The 18740-nt window shown below is 69.5% G+C and carries 23 protein-coding genes; 9 read left to right on the top strand and 14 right to left on the bottom strand.

Annotated features, from left to right (window positions below):
* Positions 1-3: 3 nt before the first annotated feature.
* Together LRH25_RS12920 and LRH25_RS12915 are read right to left on the bottom strand one after the other, a co-directional pair.
* A complete protein-coding gene (locus LRH25_RS12920; protein WP_375140604.1) occupies positions 4-3138 on the bottom strand; it encodes an efflux RND transporter permease subunit in 3135 nt (1044 codons plus the stop codon).
* A gap of 4 nt (positions 3139-3142) precedes the next feature.
* The gene (locus tag LRH25_RS12915; protein WP_141289680.1) at positions 3143-4354 is read right to left on the bottom strand and encodes an efflux RND transporter periplasmic adaptor subunit; all 1212 of its coding nucleotides are present in this window, start codon (positions 4352-4354) and stop codon (positions 3143-3145) included.
* Positions 4355-4437: 83 nt separating this feature from the next.
* Here LRH25_RS12915 and LRH25_RS12910 point away from each other — a divergent pair, with 83 nt between their 5' ends.
* Genes LRH25_RS12910 through LRH25_RS32790 form a run of 3 tightly spaced genes read left to right on the top strand, consistent with a single transcriptional unit; the run spans position 4438 to position 5600 of the window.
* Positions 4438-5097 carry a TetR/AcrR family transcriptional regulator gene (locus LRH25_RS12910; RefSeq protein WP_231011303.1) on the top strand — a complete coding sequence of 220 codons (660 nt, stop codon included), beginning with the start codon at positions 4438-4440 and terminating at the stop codon, positions 5095-5097.
* A gap of 44 nt (positions 5098-5141) precedes the next feature.
* The gene (locus LRH25_RS12905) at positions 5142-5441 is read left to right on the top strand and encodes a hypothetical protein (protein ID WP_141289968.1); all 300 of its coding nucleotides are present in this window, start codon (positions 5142-5144) and stop codon (positions 5439-5441) included.
* Between the two features lie 30 nt (positions 5442-5471).
* Positions 5472-5600, top strand: coding sequence for a hypothetical protein (locus LRH25_RS32790; RefSeq protein ID WP_259372459.1), 129 nt, complete (start codon positions 5472-5474; stop codon positions 5598-5600).
* A 64-nt stretch (positions 5601-5664) separates the two neighbouring features.
* On the opposite strand, the gene LRH25_RS12900 is transcribed toward LRH25_RS32790, so the two are convergent.
* Positions 5665-6309, bottom strand: a complete 645-nt coding sequence (locus LRH25_RS12900) for an HAD family hydrolase (protein WP_170201025.1) — start codon at positions 6307-6309, stop codon at positions 5665-5667.
* Positions 6310-6361: 52 nt separating this feature from the next.
* The gene (locus tag LRH25_RS12895) at positions 6362-7276 is read right to left on the bottom strand and encodes a dienelactone hydrolase family protein (protein ID WP_141289966.1); all 915 of its coding nucleotides are present in this window, start codon (positions 7274-7276) and stop codon (positions 6362-6364) included.
* A gap of 116 nt (positions 7277-7392) precedes the next feature.
* On the opposite strand from LRH25_RS12895, the gene LRH25_RS12890 reads away from it, so the two are divergent.
* Positions 7393-7662 carry a MoaD/ThiS family protein gene (locus LRH25_RS12890; RefSeq protein ID WP_141289965.1) on the top strand — a complete coding sequence of 90 codons (270 nt, stop codon included), beginning with the start codon at positions 7393-7395 and terminating at the stop codon, positions 7660-7662.
* A gap of 37 nt (positions 7663-7699) precedes the next feature.
* Positions 7700-8764, top strand: a complete 1065-nt coding sequence (locus LRH25_RS12885; protein WP_141289964.1) for a WD40/YVTN/BNR-like repeat-containing protein — start codon at positions 7700-7702, stop codon at positions 8762-8764.
* 81 nt (positions 8765-8845) lie between these two features.
* On the opposite strand, the gene LRH25_RS12880 is transcribed toward LRH25_RS12885, so the two are convergent.
* Positions 8846-9712 (bottom strand): NmrA family NAD(P)-binding protein, encoded by an 867-nt coding sequence (locus tag LRH25_RS12880; RefSeq protein WP_231011302.1) that lies wholly within the window; start codon positions 9710-9712, stop codon positions 8846-8848.
* Positions 9713-9824: 112 nt separating this feature from the next.
* Between LRH25_RS12880 and LRH25_RS12875 the strand changes: the two genes are divergently transcribed.
* Complete coding sequence (locus LRH25_RS12875; RefSeq protein ID WP_231011301.1) at positions 9825-10748, top strand: LysR family transcriptional regulator; 924 nt, start codon at positions 9825-9827, stop codon at positions 10746-10748.
* Between the two features lie 7 nt (positions 10749-10755).
* Here LRH25_RS12875 and LRH25_RS12870 read toward each other — a convergent pair whose 3' ends face one another.
* Together LRH25_RS12870 and LRH25_RS12865 are read right to left on the bottom strand one after the other, a co-directional pair.
* A complete protein-coding gene (locus tag LRH25_RS12870; protein ID WP_141290553.1) occupies positions 10756-11163 on the bottom strand; it encodes a VOC family protein in 408 nt (135 codons plus the stop codon).
* Between the two features lies 1 nt (position 11164).
* Positions 11165-11692: a helix-turn-helix domain-containing protein gene (locus tag LRH25_RS12865; protein WP_141290551.1), complete on the bottom strand. Its 528-nt coding sequence runs from the start codon at positions 11690-11692 to the stop codon at positions 11165-11167.
* 184 nt (positions 11693-11876) lie between these two features.
* On the opposite strand from LRH25_RS12865, the gene LRH25_RS12860 reads away from it, so the two are divergent.
* A complete protein-coding gene (locus LRH25_RS12860; RefSeq protein ID WP_375140616.1) occupies positions 11877-12851 on the top strand; it encodes an alpha/beta fold hydrolase in 975 nt (324 codons plus the stop codon).
* A 22-nt stretch (positions 12852-12873) separates the two neighbouring features.
* On the opposite strand, the gene LRH25_RS12855 is transcribed toward LRH25_RS12860, so the two are convergent.
* From LRH25_RS12855 to LRH25_RS12845, 3 genes are read right to left on the bottom strand one after another with little or no spacing between them, the layout of a single operon-like run.
* The gene (locus LRH25_RS12855; protein WP_141290549.1) at positions 12874-13563 is read right to left on the bottom strand and encodes a Vgb family protein; all 690 of its coding nucleotides are present in this window, start codon (positions 13561-13563) and stop codon (positions 12874-12876) included.
* A gap of 47 nt (positions 13564-13610) precedes the next feature.
* The gene (locus tag LRH25_RS12850) at positions 13611-14831 is read right to left on the bottom strand and encodes a helix-turn-helix domain-containing protein (RefSeq protein WP_231011294.1); all 1221 of its coding nucleotides are present in this window, start codon (positions 14829-14831) and stop codon (positions 13611-13613) included.
* Positions 14832-14872: 41 nt separating this feature from the next.
* Positions 14873-15232, bottom strand: a complete 360-nt coding sequence (locus LRH25_RS12845) for a hypothetical protein (RefSeq protein WP_141291667.1) — start codon at positions 15230-15232, stop codon at positions 14873-14875.
* Positions 15233-15375: 143 nt separating this feature from the next.
* Between LRH25_RS12845 and LRH25_RS12840 the strand changes: the two genes are divergently transcribed.
* Together LRH25_RS12840 and LRH25_RS12835 are read left to right on the top strand one after the other, a co-directional pair.
* The gene (locus LRH25_RS12840; RefSeq protein ID WP_141291665.1) at positions 15376-15804 is read left to right on the top strand and encodes a ribbon-helix-helix domain-containing protein; all 429 of its coding nucleotides are present in this window, start codon (positions 15376-15378) and stop codon (positions 15802-15804) included.
* A gap of 43 nt (positions 15805-15847) precedes the next feature.
* On the top strand, positions 15848-16939 hold the full coding sequence (locus LRH25_RS12835; RefSeq protein ID WP_231011292.1) for an extracellular catalytic domain type 1 short-chain-length polyhydroxyalkanoate depolymerase: 1092 nt from the start codon (positions 15848-15850) through the stop codon (positions 16937-16939).
* Here LRH25_RS12835 and LRH25_RS12830 read toward each other — a convergent pair.
* The 4 genes from LRH25_RS12830 to LRH25_RS12815 all read right to left on the bottom strand — a co-directional run bounded on the left by LRH25_RS12830 (position 16914) and on the right by LRH25_RS12815 (position 18681).
* A complete protein-coding gene (locus LRH25_RS12830) occupies positions 16914-17681 on the bottom strand; it encodes a Crp/Fnr family transcriptional regulator (RefSeq protein WP_141291985.1) in 768 nt (255 codons plus the stop codon). The two genes, LRH25_RS12835 and LRH25_RS12830, sit on opposite strands and share 26 nt — an antisense overlap.
* 98 nt (positions 17682-17779) lie before the next feature.
* Positions 17780-18016, bottom strand: coding sequence for a hypothetical protein (locus LRH25_RS12825; protein ID WP_141291986.1), 237 nt, complete (start codon positions 18014-18016; stop codon positions 17780-17782).
* Positions 18000-18305 (bottom strand): CrpP-related protein, encoded by a 306-nt coding sequence (locus LRH25_RS12820; protein WP_231011291.1) that lies wholly within the window; start codon positions 18303-18305, stop codon positions 18000-18002. Before LRH25_RS12820 ends, LRH25_RS12825 begins: the two co-directional genes overlap by 17 nt.
* Positions 18306-18459: 154 nt before the next feature.
* Positions 18460-18681, bottom strand: coding sequence for a hypothetical protein (locus tag LRH25_RS12815; RefSeq protein WP_141288023.1), 222 nt, complete (start codon positions 18679-18681; stop codon positions 18460-18462).
* Positions 18682-18740: the final 59 nt, after the last annotated feature.

The raw sequence follows: 18740 nt of genomic DNA, 5'->3' as shown, positions 1-18740 counted from the left end.
GGCTCAAGCCTCCTGGATCACGGGGGTGGCCGCGGCCTGCTTGCCGCGCCGCACACCGAGGCGGCGCACCAGCACGAAGAACAGCGGCACGAAGAAGACGGCCAGCACGGTGGCGGTGAGCGTGCCGCCGATGATGCCGGTGCCAATCGAGATGCGGCTGTTGGCCCCTGCGCCGGTGGACAGCGCCAATGGCAGCACGCCAGCCATGAAGGCGAGCGAGGTCATCAGGATGGGCCTCAGGCGCAGCCGCGCAGCCTCCCGCGCCGCGGCCATCGTGTCCATGCCGCGGGCCACGGCGGCCTGGGCGAACTCGATGATCAGGATCGCGTTCTTGGCCGACAGGCCGATGGTGGTCAGCAGCGCGACCTGGAAGTACACGTCGTTCTCCAGCCCGCGCACGGTCGCGCCCAGCACCGCACCGACGACGCCCAGCGGGATCACCAGCAGCACCGAGAACGGCACCGACCAGCTTTCGTACAGCGCGGCCAGGCACAGGAACACCACCAGGATGGAGATGGTGTAGAGCTTCAGCGTCTGGCCCGAGGCCAGGCGCTCCTGGTAGGACAGGCCGCTCCAGGCATGGTTGGTGCCGGCCGGCAGTTCGCTGGCCAGCGTGTCCATGCGGTCCATCGCCACGCCTGAGCTCTTGCCTTCTGCGGCCGAGCCCTGGATCGCGTACGAGGCCAGGCCGTTGTAGCGCGAGAGGCTCTCGGGCCCGTAGGTCCACTGCGTGGTGGCGAAGGCGGAGAACGGCGTCATGGTGCCGGCGCTGCTGCGCACGTACCACTGGTCCAGGTCCTCGGGCTTGGCGCGGAACGGCGCGTCGCCCTGGATGTAGACCTTCTTGACGCGGGCGCGGTCGATGAAGTCGTTCACGTAGTCGCCGGCCCAGGCAGCGCTCAGCGTGCTGTTGATGTCGTCCAGCGACAGGCCCAATGCAAAGGCCTTCTCGTTGTCCACCTGCACCTTCAGCTGCGGCGTGTCTTCCATGCTGCCGGCGCGCACGGCGCTGAGCTGGCTGTCCTTGCCGGCATTGGCCAGCAACTGGCCGCGCAGGTCCTTCAGCTGGGCGCGCGTGGTGCCGGCGGCAGCCTGCAGCTGGAACTCGAAGCCGTTGGACTGGCCCAGGCCCTGGATGGCAGGAGGGTTCAGCGCGAAGACGCGCGCGTCCCGCACGGTGGACAGCGCTTGCGTGGCGCGGCCGGAGATCGAATCCGCACGGTTGGCCGTGCCGCTGCGCTGGCTCCAGTCCTTCAGCGCGACAAAGGCCATGCCTGCGTTCTGGCCGCTGCCGTTGAAGTTGAAACCGGCAATCGTGAAGATGGCTTCGGTGTTGTCCTCCTCGTCCTTCAGGAAGTGGTTCTCGACCTGCTTGGCCACCTCCATCGTGCGCGCCACCGAGGCGCCCACCGGCAGGCTGTACTGCACCATGGCCTCGCCCTGGTCTTCCTGCGGCAGGAAGCCGGTGGGCAGGCGCAGGAACAGCAACGCCAGCACCGCGACGATGGCGCCGTAGCCCAGCAGCCAGCGCAGCGGGCGCACCAGCACGCGGGCCACGCGGCCGTCGTAGCGCTGCATCAGCGAATCGAAATTGCGGTTGAACCAGCCGGCAAAACCGCGCGTGGCGGCCGGGCCGTGGTGGGGTTGCAGCAGCGTCGCGCACAAAGCCGGTGTGAGCGTCAACGCGACCACCACCGACAGCACCATGGAGGCGACAATGGTCAGCGAGAACTGGCGGTAGATCACGCCGGTGGAGCCGGCAAAGAATGCCATCGGCAGGAACACGGCCGACAGCACGGTGGCAATGCCCACCAGCGCGCCGGTGATCTCGCCCATGGACTTCAGCGTGGCCTCGCGAGGCGACAGGCCTTCCTCGCGCATCACGCGCTCGACGTTTTCCACCACCACGATGGCGTCGTCCACCAGCAGGCCGATGGACAGCACCATCGCGAACATGGTCAGCGTGTTGATCGAGTAGCCGAACACCTCCAGCACGCCGAAGGTGCCCAGCAGCACGACAGGCACCGCCAGCGCCGGAATCAGCGTGGCGCGCCAGTTCTGCAGGAACACGAACATCACGACCACCACCAGCGCGATGGCCTCGAACAGCGTCTTCACGACCTCCTCGATGGAGATCTTGATGAACTTGGTGCTGTCCTTGGGGTAGGCGACCTGGTAGCCGTCGGGCATGCCGTGCTGGAGTTGCGAGACCGTGTCGCGCACACGCGTTGCGGTGGAGAGTGCATTGGCGCCTGGCGCCAGTTGAACGGCCAGGCCCGAAGCCGGGTGGCCGTTGAGCCGGGTCACGTTGTCGTAACTTTCGCTGCCGATCTCGATGCGCGCGACCTGGCTCAGGCGCACCGCGGCGCCCGTGCTGTCGTGCTTGATGACGATCTGGCGGAACTGCTCGGGCGTCTGCAGCTTGGACTGCGCGGTCACGGTTGCATTGAGCTGCTGCTCGGCGGCGGCCGGCAACGCGCCGATCTTGCCGGCCGAGACCTGGGTGTTCTGCGCCTCGATGGCGGACGCCACGTCAGACGGCATCAGCGCAAACGAGGCCAGCTTGGCCGGGTCCAGCCAGATGCGCATCGCGTACTGCGAGCCGAAGACCTGCACGCCACCCACGCCGTCCACACGAGCGATCGGGTCCTGCAGGTTGCTCACCAGGTAGTCGGCGATGTCGGTCGCGGTGGTCTTGTCGGTCTGGTCGTAGAGCGCCACGATCATCAGGAAGTCGCTCTGCGACTTGGTGACCGTCACGCCCTGCGTCTGCACCGACTGGGGCAGCCGGGTCAGCGCCTGCTGCACCTTGTTCTGCACCTGCACCTGCGCGGTGTCGGCATTCGTGCCTTCCTCGAAGGTCACGCTGATGCTGGCCGAGCCGGACGACGAGCTCGACGACGAGAAGTACAGCAGCCCGTCCAGCCCGGTGAGCTGCTGCTCCAGGATCTGCGTGACGCTGTTCTCCACCGTCTCGGCGGAAGCACCCGTGTAGGTGGCCGAGATGCGCACCGTGGGCGGCGCGATGTTCGGATACTGCGCGACCGGCAGCGAAGTGATGGCCGCGCCGCCCGCCAGCATGATGACGATGGCGATGACCCACGCGAAGATGGGCCGGTGAACGAAGAAGCGGGCCAGCATCTCAGCCTCCCTTCACGGCAGAGGCCGCGGCTTCGGCGGTCGCCGCTGGCTTGGCGCCGAGTTCGACCGCGACCGGCTTCACCGTGTCACCGGCCTTGACCTTGTCGCTGCCCTCCACCACCAGCCGTTCGCCGGCGGCCAGGCCGCTGCCGACCAGCCAGCGGTCGCCAATCGCGCGGTCCGTGGTCAGCGTGCGCTGCTCGACCTTGTTGGCGCTGTTGACGACCAGCGCGGTGGCATTGCCCTTGGGGTCTCGGGTCACGCCTTGCTGCGGCGCGAGCAGCGCCGCACTGTCCTGCGCCTGGGCCAGCACCGCGCGCACGTACATGCCGGGCAGCAGCAGGCCTTCGGGGTTGGGGAAAGAGGCGCGCAGCGTGACCGAACCGGTGGCTTCGTCCACCGCCACTTCCTGCAGCTTCAACGTGCCGGCCTGCGCGTAGGCGCTGCCGTCTTCCAGCTTCAGGTTGACGGCGGTGCTGCCGGCCTTCATCGTCGCGCCGGCCAGCAAGCGGCGCAGCTTCAACAGCTCGGCACTGGACTGCGTCAGGTCCACGTCCACCTTGTCCAGCCCGCGGATGGTGGCCAGCGCAGTCGTCTGGCTGGCCGTGAGCAACGCGCCCGGCGTGACGCTGGAGATGCCGATGCGGCCACTGATGGGCGCGGTCACCTCGGTGTGCGCCAGGTCGATGCGGGCGCTGGCCAGCGCCGCCTTCTTCTCGGCCACCGAGGCCAGCGCCTGCTGGTAGCTGACCTGCGCGTCATCCGCGTCCTGCTGGGCAATGCCGTTGATCTTCACCAGCGCGGCATAGCGCTCGGCCTTCAGCCTGGCCGCGCCCACGCTGGCTTCGGCGTTCACCAGCGCGGCCTGCGCCTGGTCCACCGCCGCCTGGTAGGTGGCCGGCTCGATGCGGTAGAGCACCTGGCCCGCCTTCACCACGCTGCCTTCCTCGAACAACCTGGCGCGCAATACGCCGCCCACCTGGGGCCGCACCTCGGCGCTGTTGGCGGCACGCACGCGGCCGGGCAGCTCCGTCTGCAGCGCCAGCGCTTCGGGCTTCAGCGTCACCACGCCCACTTCCACCGGCGGCCGTGCAGCCGGTGCCTGGGCAGCCGGCGAGCAGCCCGCCAGCGCGACGACGACCGACGAAGCGGCGGCAACGATCAACAAGGCCGGACGCGAGCCGGGACGGCGGAGGTGGCAGGTAAAGTTCATGGTGACGTGTGAGTGTGAACGTTCATTCTCATTTATTCTATGAACCTGTGTGCTGCTGAACCCACCGCGCCGTGCAAAGAAACGTGAACCCTTCCGCTGATTCGCCCGCCGCTTCGCCGGCCCGCCTCGCCAAGGCCGAGCGGGACGAACTGCGCCGCCTGCAGATTGCCAACGCGCTGGCGCGCTGCGTGCTGCGCACCGGCTTCCACCGCGCCAGCATGGCCCAGGTGGCAGAAGAGGCTGGCATGAGCGTGGGCCAGATCTACCGCTACTTCCCCAGCAAGGAAGCCATCATCGGTTTCCTGGTTGAACAGATCGTTGCTGCCCGCCTGGCCTGGATAGACGCCGCGCCCACCGCCCAGGCCCTGGCCGAATCACTGGCGGCCGACACACCGGCACCCCGCCCACCCGGCGCGCCCACGCCGCCTCCCGGCACGCTGGACGCCTACGCGCTGGCGGGAGAACGCGCGCTGCTGCTGGAGATCCAGGCCGAAAGCGCCCGCAACCCGGCCGTGGCCGAACTGGTGAAAGCGGCCGACCTGAAGTTGCACGCACGCGCGGTGGCCACCATGCGCAGCCAGCAGCCTGCGCTCAGCCAAGCCCAGGCCGCGCTGCGGGTGGAGATCGTCGCCTCGCTGGCTGAAGGTCGGCTGTTCCGGGAAGGCATCGGCCCGGCACTGGATCGGCAGCAACTGGTGCCGCTGCTGCGCCGGGTGGTGGACCTGCTGTTCCTGCCGGATTGAGCCCTCCCGGCCCGCGCCGCCTCGGCTCGCTTACAGTCGGCCCCATGCGCAAGCATTTCGCGATCTTCGCCTTGCTGCTGGGCTGCCTGTTCATGGCCCAGTCCAGCATGGCCGTGGCCGCGGTCTACCGTGGCTGTTGCCTGGAAGATTGCAAGGGCGCGGGCCACTGCGTCGACATGGGCTGCCAGACCTGCCAGGTCCCGGCCGCGCTGCCCACTCCGGCGACCGCGCCGTTGCGTGCTGCCACTGCTGCGCGCGCCGCGCCTGCAAACTTGGCGCCTTCGCCCGAAGGCATGATCCGCGACGTTTGGCGTCCACCGAATCTGAAGACTCTGCTCATCTGAACAAAGTTTTCAACATCAAGGATGCAAACCATGAAATCCCGTTTCCTCAAGCTCTCGGCCGCCATTGCGCTGGCCACCCTGTCCACCGTCGCCCTCGCAGCCAACGCCTGCTGCGGCGACCTGGCCTGCTGCCTGCAGCACCTGGTCTGCTGCCTCTGACGCAGCCCCCTGAGCACTGAGCGGGCCTGAAGCGCCCGCGGCCGGCGGCGCAAGCCGCCGGCCATCAAAGCAGCCCGGCCAACAGCCTGGCGAGGTCGTGCGGCGGCGCCACCAGGGCACCAGCGCCAAAGCTCATGTCGGGTCGACTGGCCTCGGGCCAGCCGATCACCGTCATGCCGGCAGCCAGGCCCGCAGTTGCGCCGGCCTGGCTGTCTTCCACCACCAGGCATTGGGCGGGCGTGAGGCTCAGCAGCCAGGCCGCGCGCAGGTAGGGCTCGGGCTGTGGCTTGCCTTCGCGCACGTCGTTGCGCGAAACGGTGATCAGGTCCGGCCGAGTCAGGCCGAGCACCTTCAGGCTGGCGTCCAGCAGCATGCGGTCGGAGTTGGTGACCACCGCAAAAGCGCAACCGGCCTCGGCCACCGCGGCCAGCGCCTGCTGCGCGCCGGGCCGCCAATGCAGCTCGCCAATGCGGTCCAGGAAAGCGCGGTACTTGGCCGTGGCGAGTTCAGCGTAGCTCAGCGGCAAACCAGCCTCTGCCACCAAGTGCTCATAGACCGCGCGCAGCGACTGGCCGGTCATCGCGGCGTCGAAGCCGGCCGGCTTGGCCAAGCCCAGGCCGTCCAGCACGTCGGACAGCGCGCGGTGGTGTGTGCCTTCGCTGTCGACCAGGGTGCCATCCATGTCGAAAAGAACTGCCTCAATCTTCATCACAAACTGCATCCAGGTCGTTGCACCATCGCCAACATCGGTCTCGGCAGGTTCAGCGCAACGTGCGGTTGAACAACGCCAGCGCCCTGCCCCAGGCCTGCTGCGCGGCGGCGGCGTCGAAGCGCGGCGTGGTGTCGTTGTTGAAGCCGTGCTGGGTGCCGGCGTACTTGAAGGCTTCGTACTTCACGCCCGCCGTCTTCAGGCCGGCCTCGTAGGCCGGCCAGGCGGCGTTGATGCGTTCGTCGTTGTCGGCGTAGGCCAGCACCAGTTCGGCCTTGATGCGGCCAACTTCCTCGGCCGGCGGCGGCGCGCCGTAGAAAGGTGCACCGGCCCGCAGTTCGGGCACGCGAGCTGCGAGGAAGTTGACCATGCCGCCGCCGTAGCAGAAGCCGATGGCGCCGAGCTTGCCGTTGTTGCCCGGCAGCGTGCGGGCATAGGCTGCAGCGGCCAGGAAGTCCTCGCGGGTCTTGGCCTGGTCCAGCTTGCCGAACAGGTCGCGCGCCTTGTCTTCATCGCCGGGGTAGCCGCCCAGCGTGAACAGTGCGTCCGGCGCGATGGCGATGAAGTTCTCCAATGCCAGCCGGCGCGCGATGTCCTCGATGTGCGGGTTCAGCCCGCGGTTCTCGTGCACGACCAACACGACCGGCAGCGGCCCGCTGGCCTGCGCCGGCCGGGCCACGTAGGCGCGCACCTTGCCGTAGCCGGCGGGCGACGCGAACTCGACCGATTCGGTCTTGATCCGTGCGTCCGTGGGCGGAACCTTCTGCGCCCGCGCAAAGTCCGGGCTCAAGGCGGCCAGCAGGCCGAGCGAGGTGGTGCCGGCAGCCGTGGCAAAGCGGGTGGCCCGGTCCAGGAAGCCCCGCCGGTCAATGTCGCCGTGCACGTACTGATCGAACAGGCACCACAGCTCGGGATCGATCTCCAGCGTGGTGACGGTGGGGCTGACGCGCGCAGCGGACTGAGTCATGGCAGGACCTTGGGTTGAGGAAAAGGTGCGTGCCTTGTACACCGACGGCAAAGTCGCTCGCGGCGCCAAGGGCATCTCCTGGCGCCAGAGCGGCGTGCTTGCGGCATCATTTCGCCGTGGCCCACATCGCCTTCACCTCGCAACTGCAGCGTTTCACTGAAACGCCGGAGTTCGACACGCCCGCGGCCACGCTGGGCGAGGCGCTGGCGGCCGCTTTCGAGCGCAACGCCCGACTGCGCCCGTACATCCTGGACGAGCAGGGCCACTTGCGCCAGCATGTGGTGATCTTCATCGAGGACCGGCGGGCGCAGGACCGCATTGGCTTGAGCGACCCGCTGGCCCCGGCCGACCGGGTCTACGTGTTGCAAGCCCTGACGGGCGGTTGACCGGCGGCGCTGGCCCGCCTCGCAAGGAGCACAAGACATGGATGATCGTGCCTGGGTGGCCACCCGCAAAGGCTTGTTCGAACTCCGGCTTCGGGCAGGTGCCTGGGCGGTGGAGCGCGCCAGCTTCGTTGGCGACCCGGTGAGCAACGTGTTGCCGCCGGACGCCTCGGGCCACATGCTGGCCGCCCTGCACCTGGGCCACTTCGGCGTCAAGCTGCACCGCTCGGATGACGCAGGCGCGAGCTGGCACGAAGTGGACGCGCCCAGCCTGCCGGCCCAACCCAGCGACGCCGAGGGCCCGCCGTGGAAGGTGACGATGGTCTGGTCGCTCGAACGGGCTGGCGCATCCATCTTCGCCGGCACCCTGCCCGGCGCTCTTTTCCGCTCCGGCGATGGCGGCGCCAGCTGGCAGCTGGAGCAGGCCTTGTGGCAGCGCCCCGAGCGCCCATCCTGGACCGGCGGCGGCTATGACCAGCCCGGCATCCATTCGATCTGCCCGCAGCCCGGCGGCACGCTGCTGGTGGGCGTGAGTTGCGCCGGCGCGTGGCTCACGCAGGACGACGGTGCCTCCTGGCGCCAGGCGGCCCACGGCATGCGCGCGGACTTCATGCCGCCGGACCAGGCTTTCAACCCCGAGGTGCAGGACCCGCACGCCATCGTGCGCTGCGCGGCCGCGCCGGACGTGCTCTGGTGCCAGCACCACAACGGCATCTTCCGCTCGACCAACGGCGGCACGCAGTGGACCGAAATCACCGCGCCGCTGTCGGTGTTCGGCTTCGCCGTGGCGGCGCACCCGCTGGACCCGCAGACCGCCTGGTTCGTCCCTGCCGTGAAGGACCAGTGCCGCGTGCCGGTGAACGGCGCGCTGGTGGTCAACCGCACCCGCGACGGTGGTGCCAGCTTCGAGACGCTGCGCGCCGGCCTGCCGCAGCAGGACTGCTACGACCTGATGTACCGGCACGGCCTGGCGGTGGACAGCCGCGGCCAGGGCCTGCTGATGGGCAGCACCACCGGCGGCCTGTGGGCCAGCCACGACAGCGGCGACCAATGGGCGGCCCTGCCGGCCCGGCTGCCACCGGTCTACGCAGTGCGCTTCGGCTGAGCGCTGGAGCGTCTTTCGCCGGTGTCCGGGACGACACCCTCTCAGCGTTTCGGAGATCGACAGTGGATGGCGCAGTCCAGTCTATGCGCGCCGCAGCAACTGCTCGATCACCTGTTCCAGCCCGAGCAAGCCGCGCCGCGGCGTGCGCTCGAACGTCAGCCAGCCGGCATTGAAACCATCCAGCATCTGCATGCGTGGCAGCGGGTGCTGCATGCCCTGCGCGCGGAAGCGGGCCTCCCATTCACCGCGCGGCACCGCCACCGCCTGCACCGGCCGCCCAAGGCGCCGCGCCAGCGCCTGGGCCATGTCCTGCGGCGACACGTCCGCCGGCCCGGCCAGCTCGACCACGCGGTGGCCGTCCCAGTCCTCCAGCAGCAGTTCGGCCGCGGCGCGCCCCACGTCTTCGGTGGCGACCATCGGGATGCGCCGGTCCAGCGGCTGCAGGAAGGCCGGCAGCTCGCCACTCGCGCGGACGGCGGCAATGTCCCATTGCAGGTTCTCGATGAACCAGGCAGGCCGCAGGAAGGTGATGGGCAGCGGCACATCCGCCAGCGCCTGTTCCAGCAGGCCGAGCTGGCTCAGCAGGCTTTGCTGCACTGCCTGCGCGCCCACGGTGGACAGCACGACCACGCGCTTGGGCCGTGCCGCCAGCAGCGCTTCGCGCACGGCGGCGATCACCGCACGCGACTCGGGGAAGCCGGGCGACGGATCGAAGTTGGGCGGCAGCAGGATGAACACGCCCTCGCAGCCGTGAAAAGCCGCGGTCATCGCCGCCGCGTCTGTCATGTCCGCCTGCGCCAGCTCGCAGCCTCGCGCGGCCCAGGTCGCTGCCTTCGCCGTGTCCCGCACGATTGCCCGCACCTGGGCCCGCACCAGCCGCTCCTGCGCCAGCAGGCTGCGCGCCAAAGCGCCACCGACCTGCCCCGTGATTCCCGTCAATGCCCACATGCTCACTCTCCAGAAAACCCGCGGCCCATCGCCGCGTCTGCCGGATTCTGTGGAGAAACCGCTCGTTCACCGATAGCATGGATGGCACAACACTGATGACACAGAGGCATGAATGCCAGGTTTTGACGAACGGCTGCTCGGCGGCATGGGCGTGTTCATGGCGATTGCCGACGCCGGCAGCTTCGGGGCGGCGGCCGAGCAGTTGGCCATGTCGCAGCCCGGCGTGAGCCGCGCCGTGGCCCGGCTGGAGAAGCGGCTGGGCATCCGCCTGTTCGACCGCACCACCCGCGTGGTCAGCCTCACCGACGAAGGGCGGCGTTTCCACGCGCAGGTGCTGCCACTGTTGGCCGGCCTGGAAGACGCGGCCAACACGGCGGCGGCCGGTGCCACTGCCGTTCGGGGCCGCCTGCGGGTGCAGCTGGACCCGTTCTTCTCGCGCATGGCGCTGGGCCCGCGCCTGGGCGAGTTCTTGAACTTGCACCCCGAGCTGACGCTGGACCTGGTGACCCGCGACCAGCTGGGCGAGATGGTGGCCGACGGCTTCGACCTGGCGGTGCGCTTCGGCCACCTGCCCTCGTCCACGCTGGTTGCCCGCAAGCTGCTGGACACGCGCATCCTGACCGTCGCCGCGCCCGCCTACCTGGCGCGCCGCGGCCGCCCGGCCACGCCTCAGGCCATCGCGGCCGACGGCCACGCCTGCATCGACTTCCGCGACGCCGCCACCGGCCGCGCCTTCGCCTGGGAGTTCCACCGCAAGCGCCGCCGGCTGGTGGTGCCCACCGATGGCCGGCTGATCGTCAACGATGCCGGCACGCTGCTCAGCACCTGCCTGGCCGGCTACGGCATTGCCCAGGTGATGGACTTCGGCACACAGGCGCTGCTGGCGCAGGGCCAGCTGGTCGAGCTGTTCCCCGACTGGCCGGACGAGCGCTTTCCGCTGCACGCGATCCACCCGTCCCGCCACCAGGTGCCGGCCAAGGTGCAGGCCTTCCTGAAGTTCGTGGTCGGCGTGGTCGGCACGCCGGGCGCGCCTTGAGCCAAGCTCAGCCGCGCATCTGGATCATCTTCCAGCCGTTGCCCGACGGGTCGCGGAAGCCGGCGTCCACGGTGCCGTAGCGGTCCGTGGGTTCCTGTGTGAACTCCACGCCCAGGCCAAGCAGCCGGTCGTAGGCGGCGCGGCAGTTGGCCACGCGCAGCACCAGCGGCGGCATCGCGCCTTTGGCGACCATCGCATTCAGCGTCTGCGCCGTGGCGGCGTCGTGCACCGGCGGGCCGGGCTTGAACAGCCCGAGCTGGAAGCCGGGCTGCTCCGGGTGCTGCACGGTGAGCCAGCGGTAGTCGCCATTGCCAACGTCTGCCTGCACGCGAAAGCCGAGTTTCTCGACGTAGAAGGCGAGCGCTTCGTCCTGGTCGCGCACGTACACGCCGACCACATCAATGCCTGGGTTCATTTCAAAGCTCCTGGTTGCCAGGCGCTTTTGTACCGCCGGCCCCGCGGCGCCGCTTCTCCGAAACTGCCATCGTCAGATCGGGCCGGTGCGCGGCGCTCAGGACGCAGGCCGGCACGCGACCGAGGTCATGCCCCGCCGCCCGTGCGCGTGCCCGCACCGTGCTCGGCGTTTCGCCGGTGATGTCCCGGAAGGTGCGGCCAAACGTGCCCAGGCTTTCCCAGCCGGTGTGGAACGCAATCTCGGTGACGGGCCAATCGGTGTCGCGCAGCAGCGCGGTGGCGCGCTCGATGCGCCGCGTCAGCAGGTAGCGGTGCGGTGGCAGGCCGAAGGCCTGCTTGAACGAGCGCGCGAAGTGCGCCTCGGACACCCCGCTCACCTCCGCCAGCCGCTGCACCGGCCAGGCCTCGTGCGAAGCGGCATCCATGCGGTCCTTCGCACGCAGCAGCCGGCGCAGCAGCGCAGGGTCCTGGTGGGCAGGCGCCTCGCCGTGCGGCGCGGGCAGGTCTTCGGAAGCGGTGTTTCGCGGCATTGGTGGGCACCCGGTGCTGCGGCGACTTTAAGGCAACGCTGAACAGGCCCTGCCCCTTTCGGCCGAGCTTTTCATGCCTGGACAGAGCCGCAGTTGTCCCTCGCGAACGCGAGATGCCAAGGGCCGGTGCCTTGCGCAACATGGACCCTCGCAAATCCGCAATGTCCACCGCAAAGGTCTTTCCATGACAAGCATCACGAACCGCCATCCAGGCATGCCAGGCCAGCCCGGCCGCGAGTTCTCCGGCATCGCATCCAGGGTCCGCAGCGTCTTCGCCATCCTGGCCGCTGTGTTGTCGATGGCCGCCGCATCGCCCGCACTTGCACAGGCGCCACAGAGCAAATTCGCCGAGGTCAATGGCGTCAGGCTGCACTACCTGGTCGCGGGTTCGGGCGACCCCATCATCCTCATGCATGGCTATGCCGAGACCAGCCACATGTGGCTGCCGCTGATCAAGGCGCTGCAGAAGAACCACCTGGTGATCGCGCCGGACCTGCGCGGCTTCGGCGAATCCAGCATGCCGGAGACAGACTACACCAAGGCCCAGATGGCACGCGACATTCACGGCCTGGCCGAAACGCTGAAGCTGGGCCGCGTGCGCATCGTCGGCCACGACATTGGCCTGATGGTGGCCTATGCCTACGCTGCCCAGTATCCGAACGAGGTCGACCGCATCGCGCTGATGGATGCCTTCCTGCCGGGCGTGGGCGACTGGCAATCCGTCTGGCTGCTGCGCGACCTGTGGCACTTCCACTTCTACGGCAAGACGCCGCTGGCGCTGGTGGAAGGCCGCGAACGCATCTACTTCGAGCACTTCTGGAACGACTTCGCGGCGGATCCGGCGCACTCGATCCCCGAGGCGGACCGCGTGTTCTACGCCAAGGCCTACGGCAAGCCCGGCCGCATGCGCGCCGGCTTCGAGGTGTTCCACGCCTTCGCGCAGGACGCGGTCGACTTCGCGCAGTTCGCCAAGACCCCGCTGACGATGCCGATGCTGGTGCTGACCGGCGAGAAGGCCTCCGGCCAGACGCTGATCACCCAGGCCAGGCTGGTCAACACCAATGTCGAAGGCGTGATCGTGCCGAACTCGGGCCACTGGCTGATGGAAGAGGCCACCGACCAGGTCGTGCCCAAGCTGGTGGCGTTCCTGAACAAGTGAACCCGGGCGCGCCGCGGCGCGTTCAGGCGACGACACGTTTCGGGCGCCGCACGGCGCGGACCTTGCCGCTGCCGCCACCGCCGCAATAGAACAGATCCGCCCCGTCGGATTCCAGGCCGCTGACGGCCGTGCCCGGTGGCATTTCCAGCCGTTCCAGCACGGCGCCGTTTTGCGGGTCGATGCGGCGCAATTCGCTCTCGTCGCCTTCCCAGGTGCCGTGCCACATGTCGCCGTCCACCCAGGTCACGCCGGTGACAAAGCGGTTGGATTCGATGGTGCGGCGGATGGCGCCGGTGGCGGGGTCGATCTGGTGGATCTTGCGGTCACGGTACTGGCCCACCCACAGGCTGCCTTCGGCCCAGGTGAGGCCGGAGTCGCCGCCCTTGCCGGGCGCGGGGATGGACGCGACGACCTGGCCGGTGGCGGGGTCGATCTTGTCGATGCGGGACTCGGCAATCTGGTAGAGGTGCTTGCCGTCGAACGCGGTGCCGGCATCGGCTGGCAGTTCCAGCGTGCGGGTGGGCTCGCCGCCTGCGGGGTCGAAGGCCAGCAGCCGGGGGCCGGTGGCGGCCCACACCTGCCGGCCATCATGGGTCACGCCGCCGACGCGGTCCGCACCCGGGAAGGGCCCGTATTCGCGCACGATCTCGGCGGGCTGCACGGCCACTGTGGTGGGGGTGGCAGCGGCTTGGGTGAGGGTGTCCTGGCTCATCGCTTTGCTCCTTGAAGCGCCGCGGTTCCGGCGCCATGGAAGTCACTCTACTCAGGCGGCAGCGCGGTGGGGAGTAACAAGATCGTCGTGAATCCGGCCAGCGGCGGCGCCAGCCAGCGCTGCGCGCGGGCCCGGCCAATCGACCTCACCCGCCCCGCCGCTTCCAGCTCGGCCAGCGCGCGCTGCACGGTGCGCTGGCTGGCACCCAGCGCGAGCGAGAGGGCCGAGGTGGACCAGGGCGCACCGTCGGACAGCAAGGCCACCAGCGCGCCCTGTTCACCGTCGATGGGCGGAGCCAGCACGGCCACGGCGCGCCCGCTGCGCGGCTGCAGCACAAAGCCGCGCGCGGTGGCCTCGACCTGCGCCAGAGGGGCGGCCAGCGCGCGCAGCCGGCCGATCTCGACGCGCAGGCGGGCGCGATGGGTTTCGTCGGGCGCGTGCAGGCGGAAGGCCTGGGCGATCAGCGCTTCCCTGTCCACATCCCCCGGCCAGGCCTCGGCCAGTGCGCGGGCCAGTGCGAACAGCACCGGCCGGCGTGCCAGCGGCAACCATGTGTCACCGGCGCGCAGACCGCGGTGGCAAGCATCCACCACCAGCGCTCCGGAGGCCAGCAGCACGGCAACCTCGTCCAGTCGCAAGGGCTGCTCGTGGCCCGCGAGAAGACGCCGCGCGGCAGGCCGTTCCAGCGCCGCCCTGGCCTCCACCACCTCGGCCAGCAGCGCAGGCACACGGGCCTGAAGGGCCGCCTCATGCGCGCGGGCCAAGGCGGCCTGGGCCGGTGCGACGCGCAGCGAACGCAGCGCCAGCTCGGCAGCCGTCAATTCGGCCAGTGCGACCAGGGCCGGCGGGCCGCCGCTTGCGTCGAGCAAGGCCAGCGCCGCCGAGGCCTGGCCCAGCCGGCCGAGCAACAGCAACCGGCGCACGGCGATCAGCCGCGCCTGCAGCGCGTTGGCCCGGTCAGCCCGCGCTTCCAGCGTGGCGGCTGCGGCGGCCAGCGCACGCGGCGAACCGCCCAGCTCGCGCATCGCCAGCGCCACCTCGGCATCGGCCACCACACAACGCGCATGCGCCAGCGCCTCGTGCGTGCCAAAACCTCTGGCCGCGCGACGCAGCAACTCGCGGGCACGCGGGTGCTCGCCGAGCTGAGCCATGGCAATGCCACGCAGCGCCAGCGCCGGCGGGTCGTCGCGCAGCGCCACGTGCTTGAGGGCGCCAAGCGCGTCACCGGCAGCCAGGGCGCGCGCCGAGGCGGCGATCAGCGAGTCCATGGCGAGAGACTACCTCGCCGGGCGCGCGGCCCCCCGGTCGATCAGCGCGCCCGCTTGCTGCGTTCGCTGGTGGCGTCGATCACGTTGTCGCCGGCCTCCTGCACGCGCCGGCTCATCTCGGCCTGGCCCTGGGCCATCGCGCTCATCGCGTTCTGGCCCAGCTCGGCAAAGAACTCGGTGTAGTTCTTCATCAGGCCCTGGCCGAGCTGCGCAAAGGCATTGGACTGCATCAGGCTGCCGGAGGACTTCTGCCATTGCTGCAGCAGGTCCTGCGTGTTGACCTGGGACAGCGAGCTGACCTCGGGCGAGGTCGAAAACTGGGTCAGCAGCGCCATGTTGGCCTGGGTCAGCTTGACCAGCGGCTGGATGGCGGATTGCATGGCTTGGGTGGGATCTGACATGGCGGCTCCTTGGCGAGGCAAAACGGCATTGAGCCGCGGTCGGCGCGGGCTGTCTGTGCGCTGGGCAACGTCTGCCGGCCAATGCCATGATGGTGATCCGGTGATGCGAATACCATCCAAGTGGATGGTCGTATGATGCAACCATGCCCAGACGAACTGCCCATGCCGCACCGGCCCTCACACCCACGGACGAGAAGATCACGCTGAACCTGGGCTATGTGGACCTGGGCCAGATCGACCTGCTGGTGCAGGAAGGCTTCTACGCCAACCGCAGCGACTTCATCCGCACCGCCATTCGCCAGCACCTGGGCAGCCACGCCGAGGCGGTGCGCCAGGTGGTGTTGCGCAAGACGCTGGTGCTGGGCATCCAGCACTACAGCGCGGCCGACCTGCAGGCGGTGCAGGCGGCGGGCCAGCAGCTGCAGATCCGTGTGCTGGGACTGGCCTCGCTGGCGGCCGACGTGACGCCCGAGCTGGCGCTGGCGACCATCGAATCCCTCACCGTGCTGGGCGCGCTGCGCGCCAGCAGCGAAGTCAAACACGCGCTGGCCGGGCGCATCCGCTACAGCTGACGCCCATGCCTTCCTCCTCCCCGATCCTCCCCCGAAAGCCCCCATGCCCCTGCCTTTCCAGAACACGCTGGCGCAAGCCACACGGCTGACCCGCTCAGGCCAGCTGCAGGCGGCCACCGAGCTGCTGCGCAACGCCATGGGCCCAATGGGCCAGCCCTGGCGCTCGCCCTCTTCATCGGCAGCCACGCCCACCGCCGCGCCGCCGGACGTGATCGACGTGCAGGCCACCGAGCTGCCGCGCGAACCTGCCGCAGCACGGGCCGAAGCCAGCACCGCACGACCGACCGCCGGCGGCATCGCAGGCTTTCTCTCCGGCACGCACGAATGCGCAGCCGGCCAGCGGGACTACAAGCTGTTCGTGCCACCCGGCGCTGGCGAAGGGCCAATGCCGCTGGTCGTGATGCTGCACGGCTGCACCCAGAACCCGGACGACTTCGCCGCCGGCACCGCCATGAACGCGGCGGCGCTGGCGCAGGGCTTCGCGGTGCTGTACCCGGCGCAGTCCACCCAGGCCAACCCGCAGCGCTGCTGGAGCTGGTTCAAGCACAACCACCAGCAGCGCGGCCGCGGCGAGCCGGCGCTGCTGGCCAGCATGACGCAGCAGCTCATTGCCGAACACGGCATCGATGCGAGCCGGGTCTACGTGGCCGGGCTGTCGGCCGGCGGCGCGATGGCGGCCATCCTCGGCGCGCTTTATCCCGAGCTGTTTGCTGCGGTGGGTGTGCATTCCGGACTGGCACCGGGTGCCGCGGCCGACCTGCCCTCCGCACTGGCGGCGATGAAGGGCCAGGGTGGTGCCAGCCGCGCAGCGCCCATCGCCGTGCCCACCATCGTCTTCCATGGCGACGCCGACACCACGGTGCACCCCAGCAACGGCGCCGCGGTGATCGCCGCCTGCGTGGGCGCCGGGGCCGTGGCCGAACAGCAGCTGGTCAACGATGTCTCGGGGCGCCACTGCACCCGCAGCGTCTACCGCCGGCCCGACGGCCGCGCGCTCGCCGAACACTGGCTGGTGCACGGCGCTGGCCACGCCTGGTCAGGCGGCCGGCCGGCAGGCTCCTACACCGACCCTCGCGGACCGGACGCCACCGAGGCCATGCTGCGGTTTTTCATGCAGCACCATCGCACGCCGTGAGCTCGCGGCCGCTGCCGCTGGCGGCATTGCTGCCGCCCCTGGGCAGCAGGCGCTCGTACTCCGCCCGGACCACGGCATAACACTCGCAGGTGCGCCGCTCCAGCCCGGGACGGTCCAGCACGGTGATGTGGCCGCGGCGGTACTGGATGAGCCCGGCGCGCTGCAGGTTGGCCGCCGCCTCGGTCACACCCTCGCGGCGCACGCCCAGCATGTTGGCGATCAGCTCCTGCGTCATCACCAGCTCGTTGCCCTGCAGGCGGTCCAGGCTGAGCAGCAACCAGCGGCACAGCTGCTGGTCCAGCGAATGGTGGCGGTTGCAGACGGCCGTCTGCGCCATCTGCGTGATCAGCGCCTGGGTGTAGCGCAGCAGCAGGTGCATGACCGCGACCGAGCGGCTGAATTCGGCCTTCAGCAAGGGGCCGCGCATGCGAAAACCGGCCCCCGCGCTTTGCACCACCGAGCGGCTGGTGGTGGTCTCGCCGCCCATGAACAGCGAAATCCCGACGATGCCTTCATTGCCCACCACGGCGATCTCGGCCGAGTCGCCGTCTTCCATCACATACAGCAGCGAAACGATGGCGGTGGTGGGGAAGTAGACATGGGTCATGCCCATGCCGGACTCGTAGAGCACCTCGCCCAATGGCCACTCCACCGGCTCCAGCATGGGCAACCAGTTGGCCCATTCGTCGGCAGGCAAGGCCGCGAGCAGGCGGTTTTGCTTCGGATCTGGACTGCTCGCCATGGCGCCTCCCGCAGGGGCCAGTGCCGACGGGTGCCGGGGCGGCAACCCGGGCCGGACTGGTCAGGCAGTATGGCAGCACACGCCGGGGGGCCGCATCGCTATGCGTTGGGATCCCTGGGCAGCACGGGCCGGACGCGCGGTATCGCGTATTCCGAGCCCACCAGCGCCCTGGCCACCAGGTAGAACCTCCTGCCGTTGTCGCTCAGCTGGTCGATCTCGACTTCGCCGCCCGCATTGCAAGGGAAGGAAAAGCCCCGTCCGCCATGCAGCGACTCGTAAAGCAACTCGAAACAGGCAGTGGCCACACCGGCGCGAACCTCACTGATGGGTGTCATGCCCTGCTTCCGGGCCTGACGACGGCGCGTCCGGCTTGCCTGAGCGATGGGCGTCGTGGCCGGCCTGCCAGGCCTCGTACCGCATGGCCCAGCGGGCCCGCGGCTCGCCGGTCGCCGCCGGCAGGTTCATCAGGCCCGCCATCGGATTGACCTCGCTGGTCTCGCCGCGCGCCGCCGCCTTGGCGCCCTGGCGCGCCAGCTCGGCCCGCTCGCTGGCCGGCAGCAACTGCCCTTCGGCAGGCCAGGGCAGGCCTGCCAGCAGCAATCCGCCCCCATGGCGCTTCTTCATCGCAACTCCTGTCCCGACAGCCTTGAGCGACGGCGCCTCGGAGGGCGCTTGCCGCTTTTCCACCCGAAACTTGCGGCGCAAGTTCCAGTGCATGCTTCAGCAGCATGCGTGACAGCGGCGTTCCCGGTCTGTCTGCCAACGCACACAGCGGGCGCTAGCCCCCAGCAAATGGCGCGGCCTGGCGCCGGATGCGCAACAGGATGCGCTGCGTCTGCCAGGCCACCAGCGAGCGTTTGAGCACCAGCAGCCGGCTCAGCGCCTCGCGCCGGTCGGCATGCAGGCTCACCGTGGCCAGGTGCAGCTGCAGCTGGTCGATGTGGACCTCGATCTGCTGTATTCGGGCGTCCAGCGCTGCCATCGTGAAGACTTGTTCCATGGGGACCATCCTTTCAACCCGACGATTCTGCGCTTTCATGTGCCTCTGGCGCTGAACTG

Source organism: Ideonella azotifigens (assembly GCF_021043325.1).
Classification (GTDB): Bacteria; Pseudomonadota; Gammaproteobacteria; order Burkholderiales; family Burkholderiaceae_C; genus Ideonella; species Ideonella azotifigens.
Note: the sequence above shows the minus strand (reverse complement) of the source record. Positions and strands in the feature narration are given on the sequence as shown.

Bases quoted from the DNA above. Each gene is read 5' to 3' on its own strand.
- LRH25_RS12915 (WP_141289680.1), bottom strand. From the start codon at position 4,354: ATGAACTTTACCTGCCACCTCCGCCGTCCCGGCTCGCGTCCGGCCTTG.
- LRH25_RS12905 (WP_141289968.1), top strand. From the start codon at position 5,142: ATGCGCAAGCATTTCGCGATCTTCGCCTTGCTGCTGGGCTGCCTGTTC.
- LRH25_RS32790 (WP_259372459.1), top strand. From the start codon at position 5,472: ATGAAATCCCGTTTCCTCAAGCTCTCGGCCGCCATTGCGCTGGCCACC.
- LRH25_RS12900 (WP_170201025.1), bottom strand. From the start codon at position 6,309: ATGAAGATTGAGGCAGTTCTTTTCGACATGGATGGCACCCTGGTCGAC.
- LRH25_RS12895 (WP_141289966.1), bottom strand. From the start codon at position 7,276: ATGACTCAGTCCGCTGCGCGCGTCAGCCCCACCGTCACCACGCTGGAG.
- LRH25_RS12885 (WP_141289964.1), top strand. From the start codon at position 7,700: ATGGATGATCGTGCCTGGGTGGCCACCCGCAAAGGCTTGTTCGAACTC.
- LRH25_RS12880 (WP_231011302.1), bottom strand. From the start codon at position 9,712: ATGTGGGCATTGACGGGAATCACGGGGCAGGTCGGTGGCGCTTTGGCG.
- LRH25_RS12875 (WP_231011301.1), top strand. From the start codon at position 9,825: ATGCCAGGTTTTGACGAACGGCTGCTCGGCGGCATGGGCGTGTTCATG.
- LRH25_RS12870 (WP_141290553.1), bottom strand. From the start codon at position 11,163: ATGAACCCAGGCATTGATGTGGTCGGCGTGTACGTGCGCGACCAGGAC.
- LRH25_RS12865 (WP_141290551.1), bottom strand. From the start codon at position 11,692: ATGCCGCGAAACACCGCTTCCGAAGACCTGCCCGCGCCGCACGGCGAG.
- LRH25_RS12860 (WP_375140616.1), top strand. From the start codon at position 11,877: ATGACAAGCATCACGAACCGCCATCCAGGCATGCCAGGCCAGCCCGGC.
- LRH25_RS12855 (WP_141290549.1), bottom strand. From the start codon at position 13,563: ATGAGCCAGGACACCCTCACCCAAGCCGCTGCCACCCCCACCACAGTG.
- LRH25_RS12850 (WP_231011294.1), bottom strand. From the start codon at position 14,831: ATGGACTCGCTGATCGCCGCCTCGGCGCGCGCCCTGGCTGCCGGTGAC.
- LRH25_RS12845 (WP_141291667.1), bottom strand. From the start codon at position 15,232: ATGTCAGATCCCACCCAAGCCATGCAATCCGCCATCCAGCCGCTGGTC.
- LRH25_RS12840 (WP_141291665.1), top strand. From the start codon at position 15,376: ATGCCCAGACGAACTGCCCATGCCGCACCGGCCCTCACACCCACGGAC.
- LRH25_RS12835 (WP_231011292.1), top strand. From the start codon at position 15,848: ATGCCCCTGCCTTTCCAGAACACGCTGGCGCAAGCCACACGGCTGACC.
- LRH25_RS12830 (WP_141291985.1), bottom strand. From the start codon at position 17,681: ATGGCGAGCAGTCCAGATCCGAAGCAAAACCGCCTGCTCGCGGCCTTG.
- LRH25_RS12825 (WP_141291986.1), bottom strand. From the start codon at position 18,016: ATGACACCCATCAGTGAGGTTCGCGCCGGTGTGGCCACTGCCTGTTTC.
- LRH25_RS12820 (WP_231011291.1), bottom strand. From the start codon at position 18,305: ATGAAGAAGCGCCATGGGGGCGGATTGCTGCTGGCAGGCCTGCCCTGG.
- LRH25_RS12815 (WP_141288023.1), bottom strand. From the start codon at position 18,681: ATGGAACAAGTCTTCACGATGGCAGCGCTGGACGCCCGAATACAGCAG.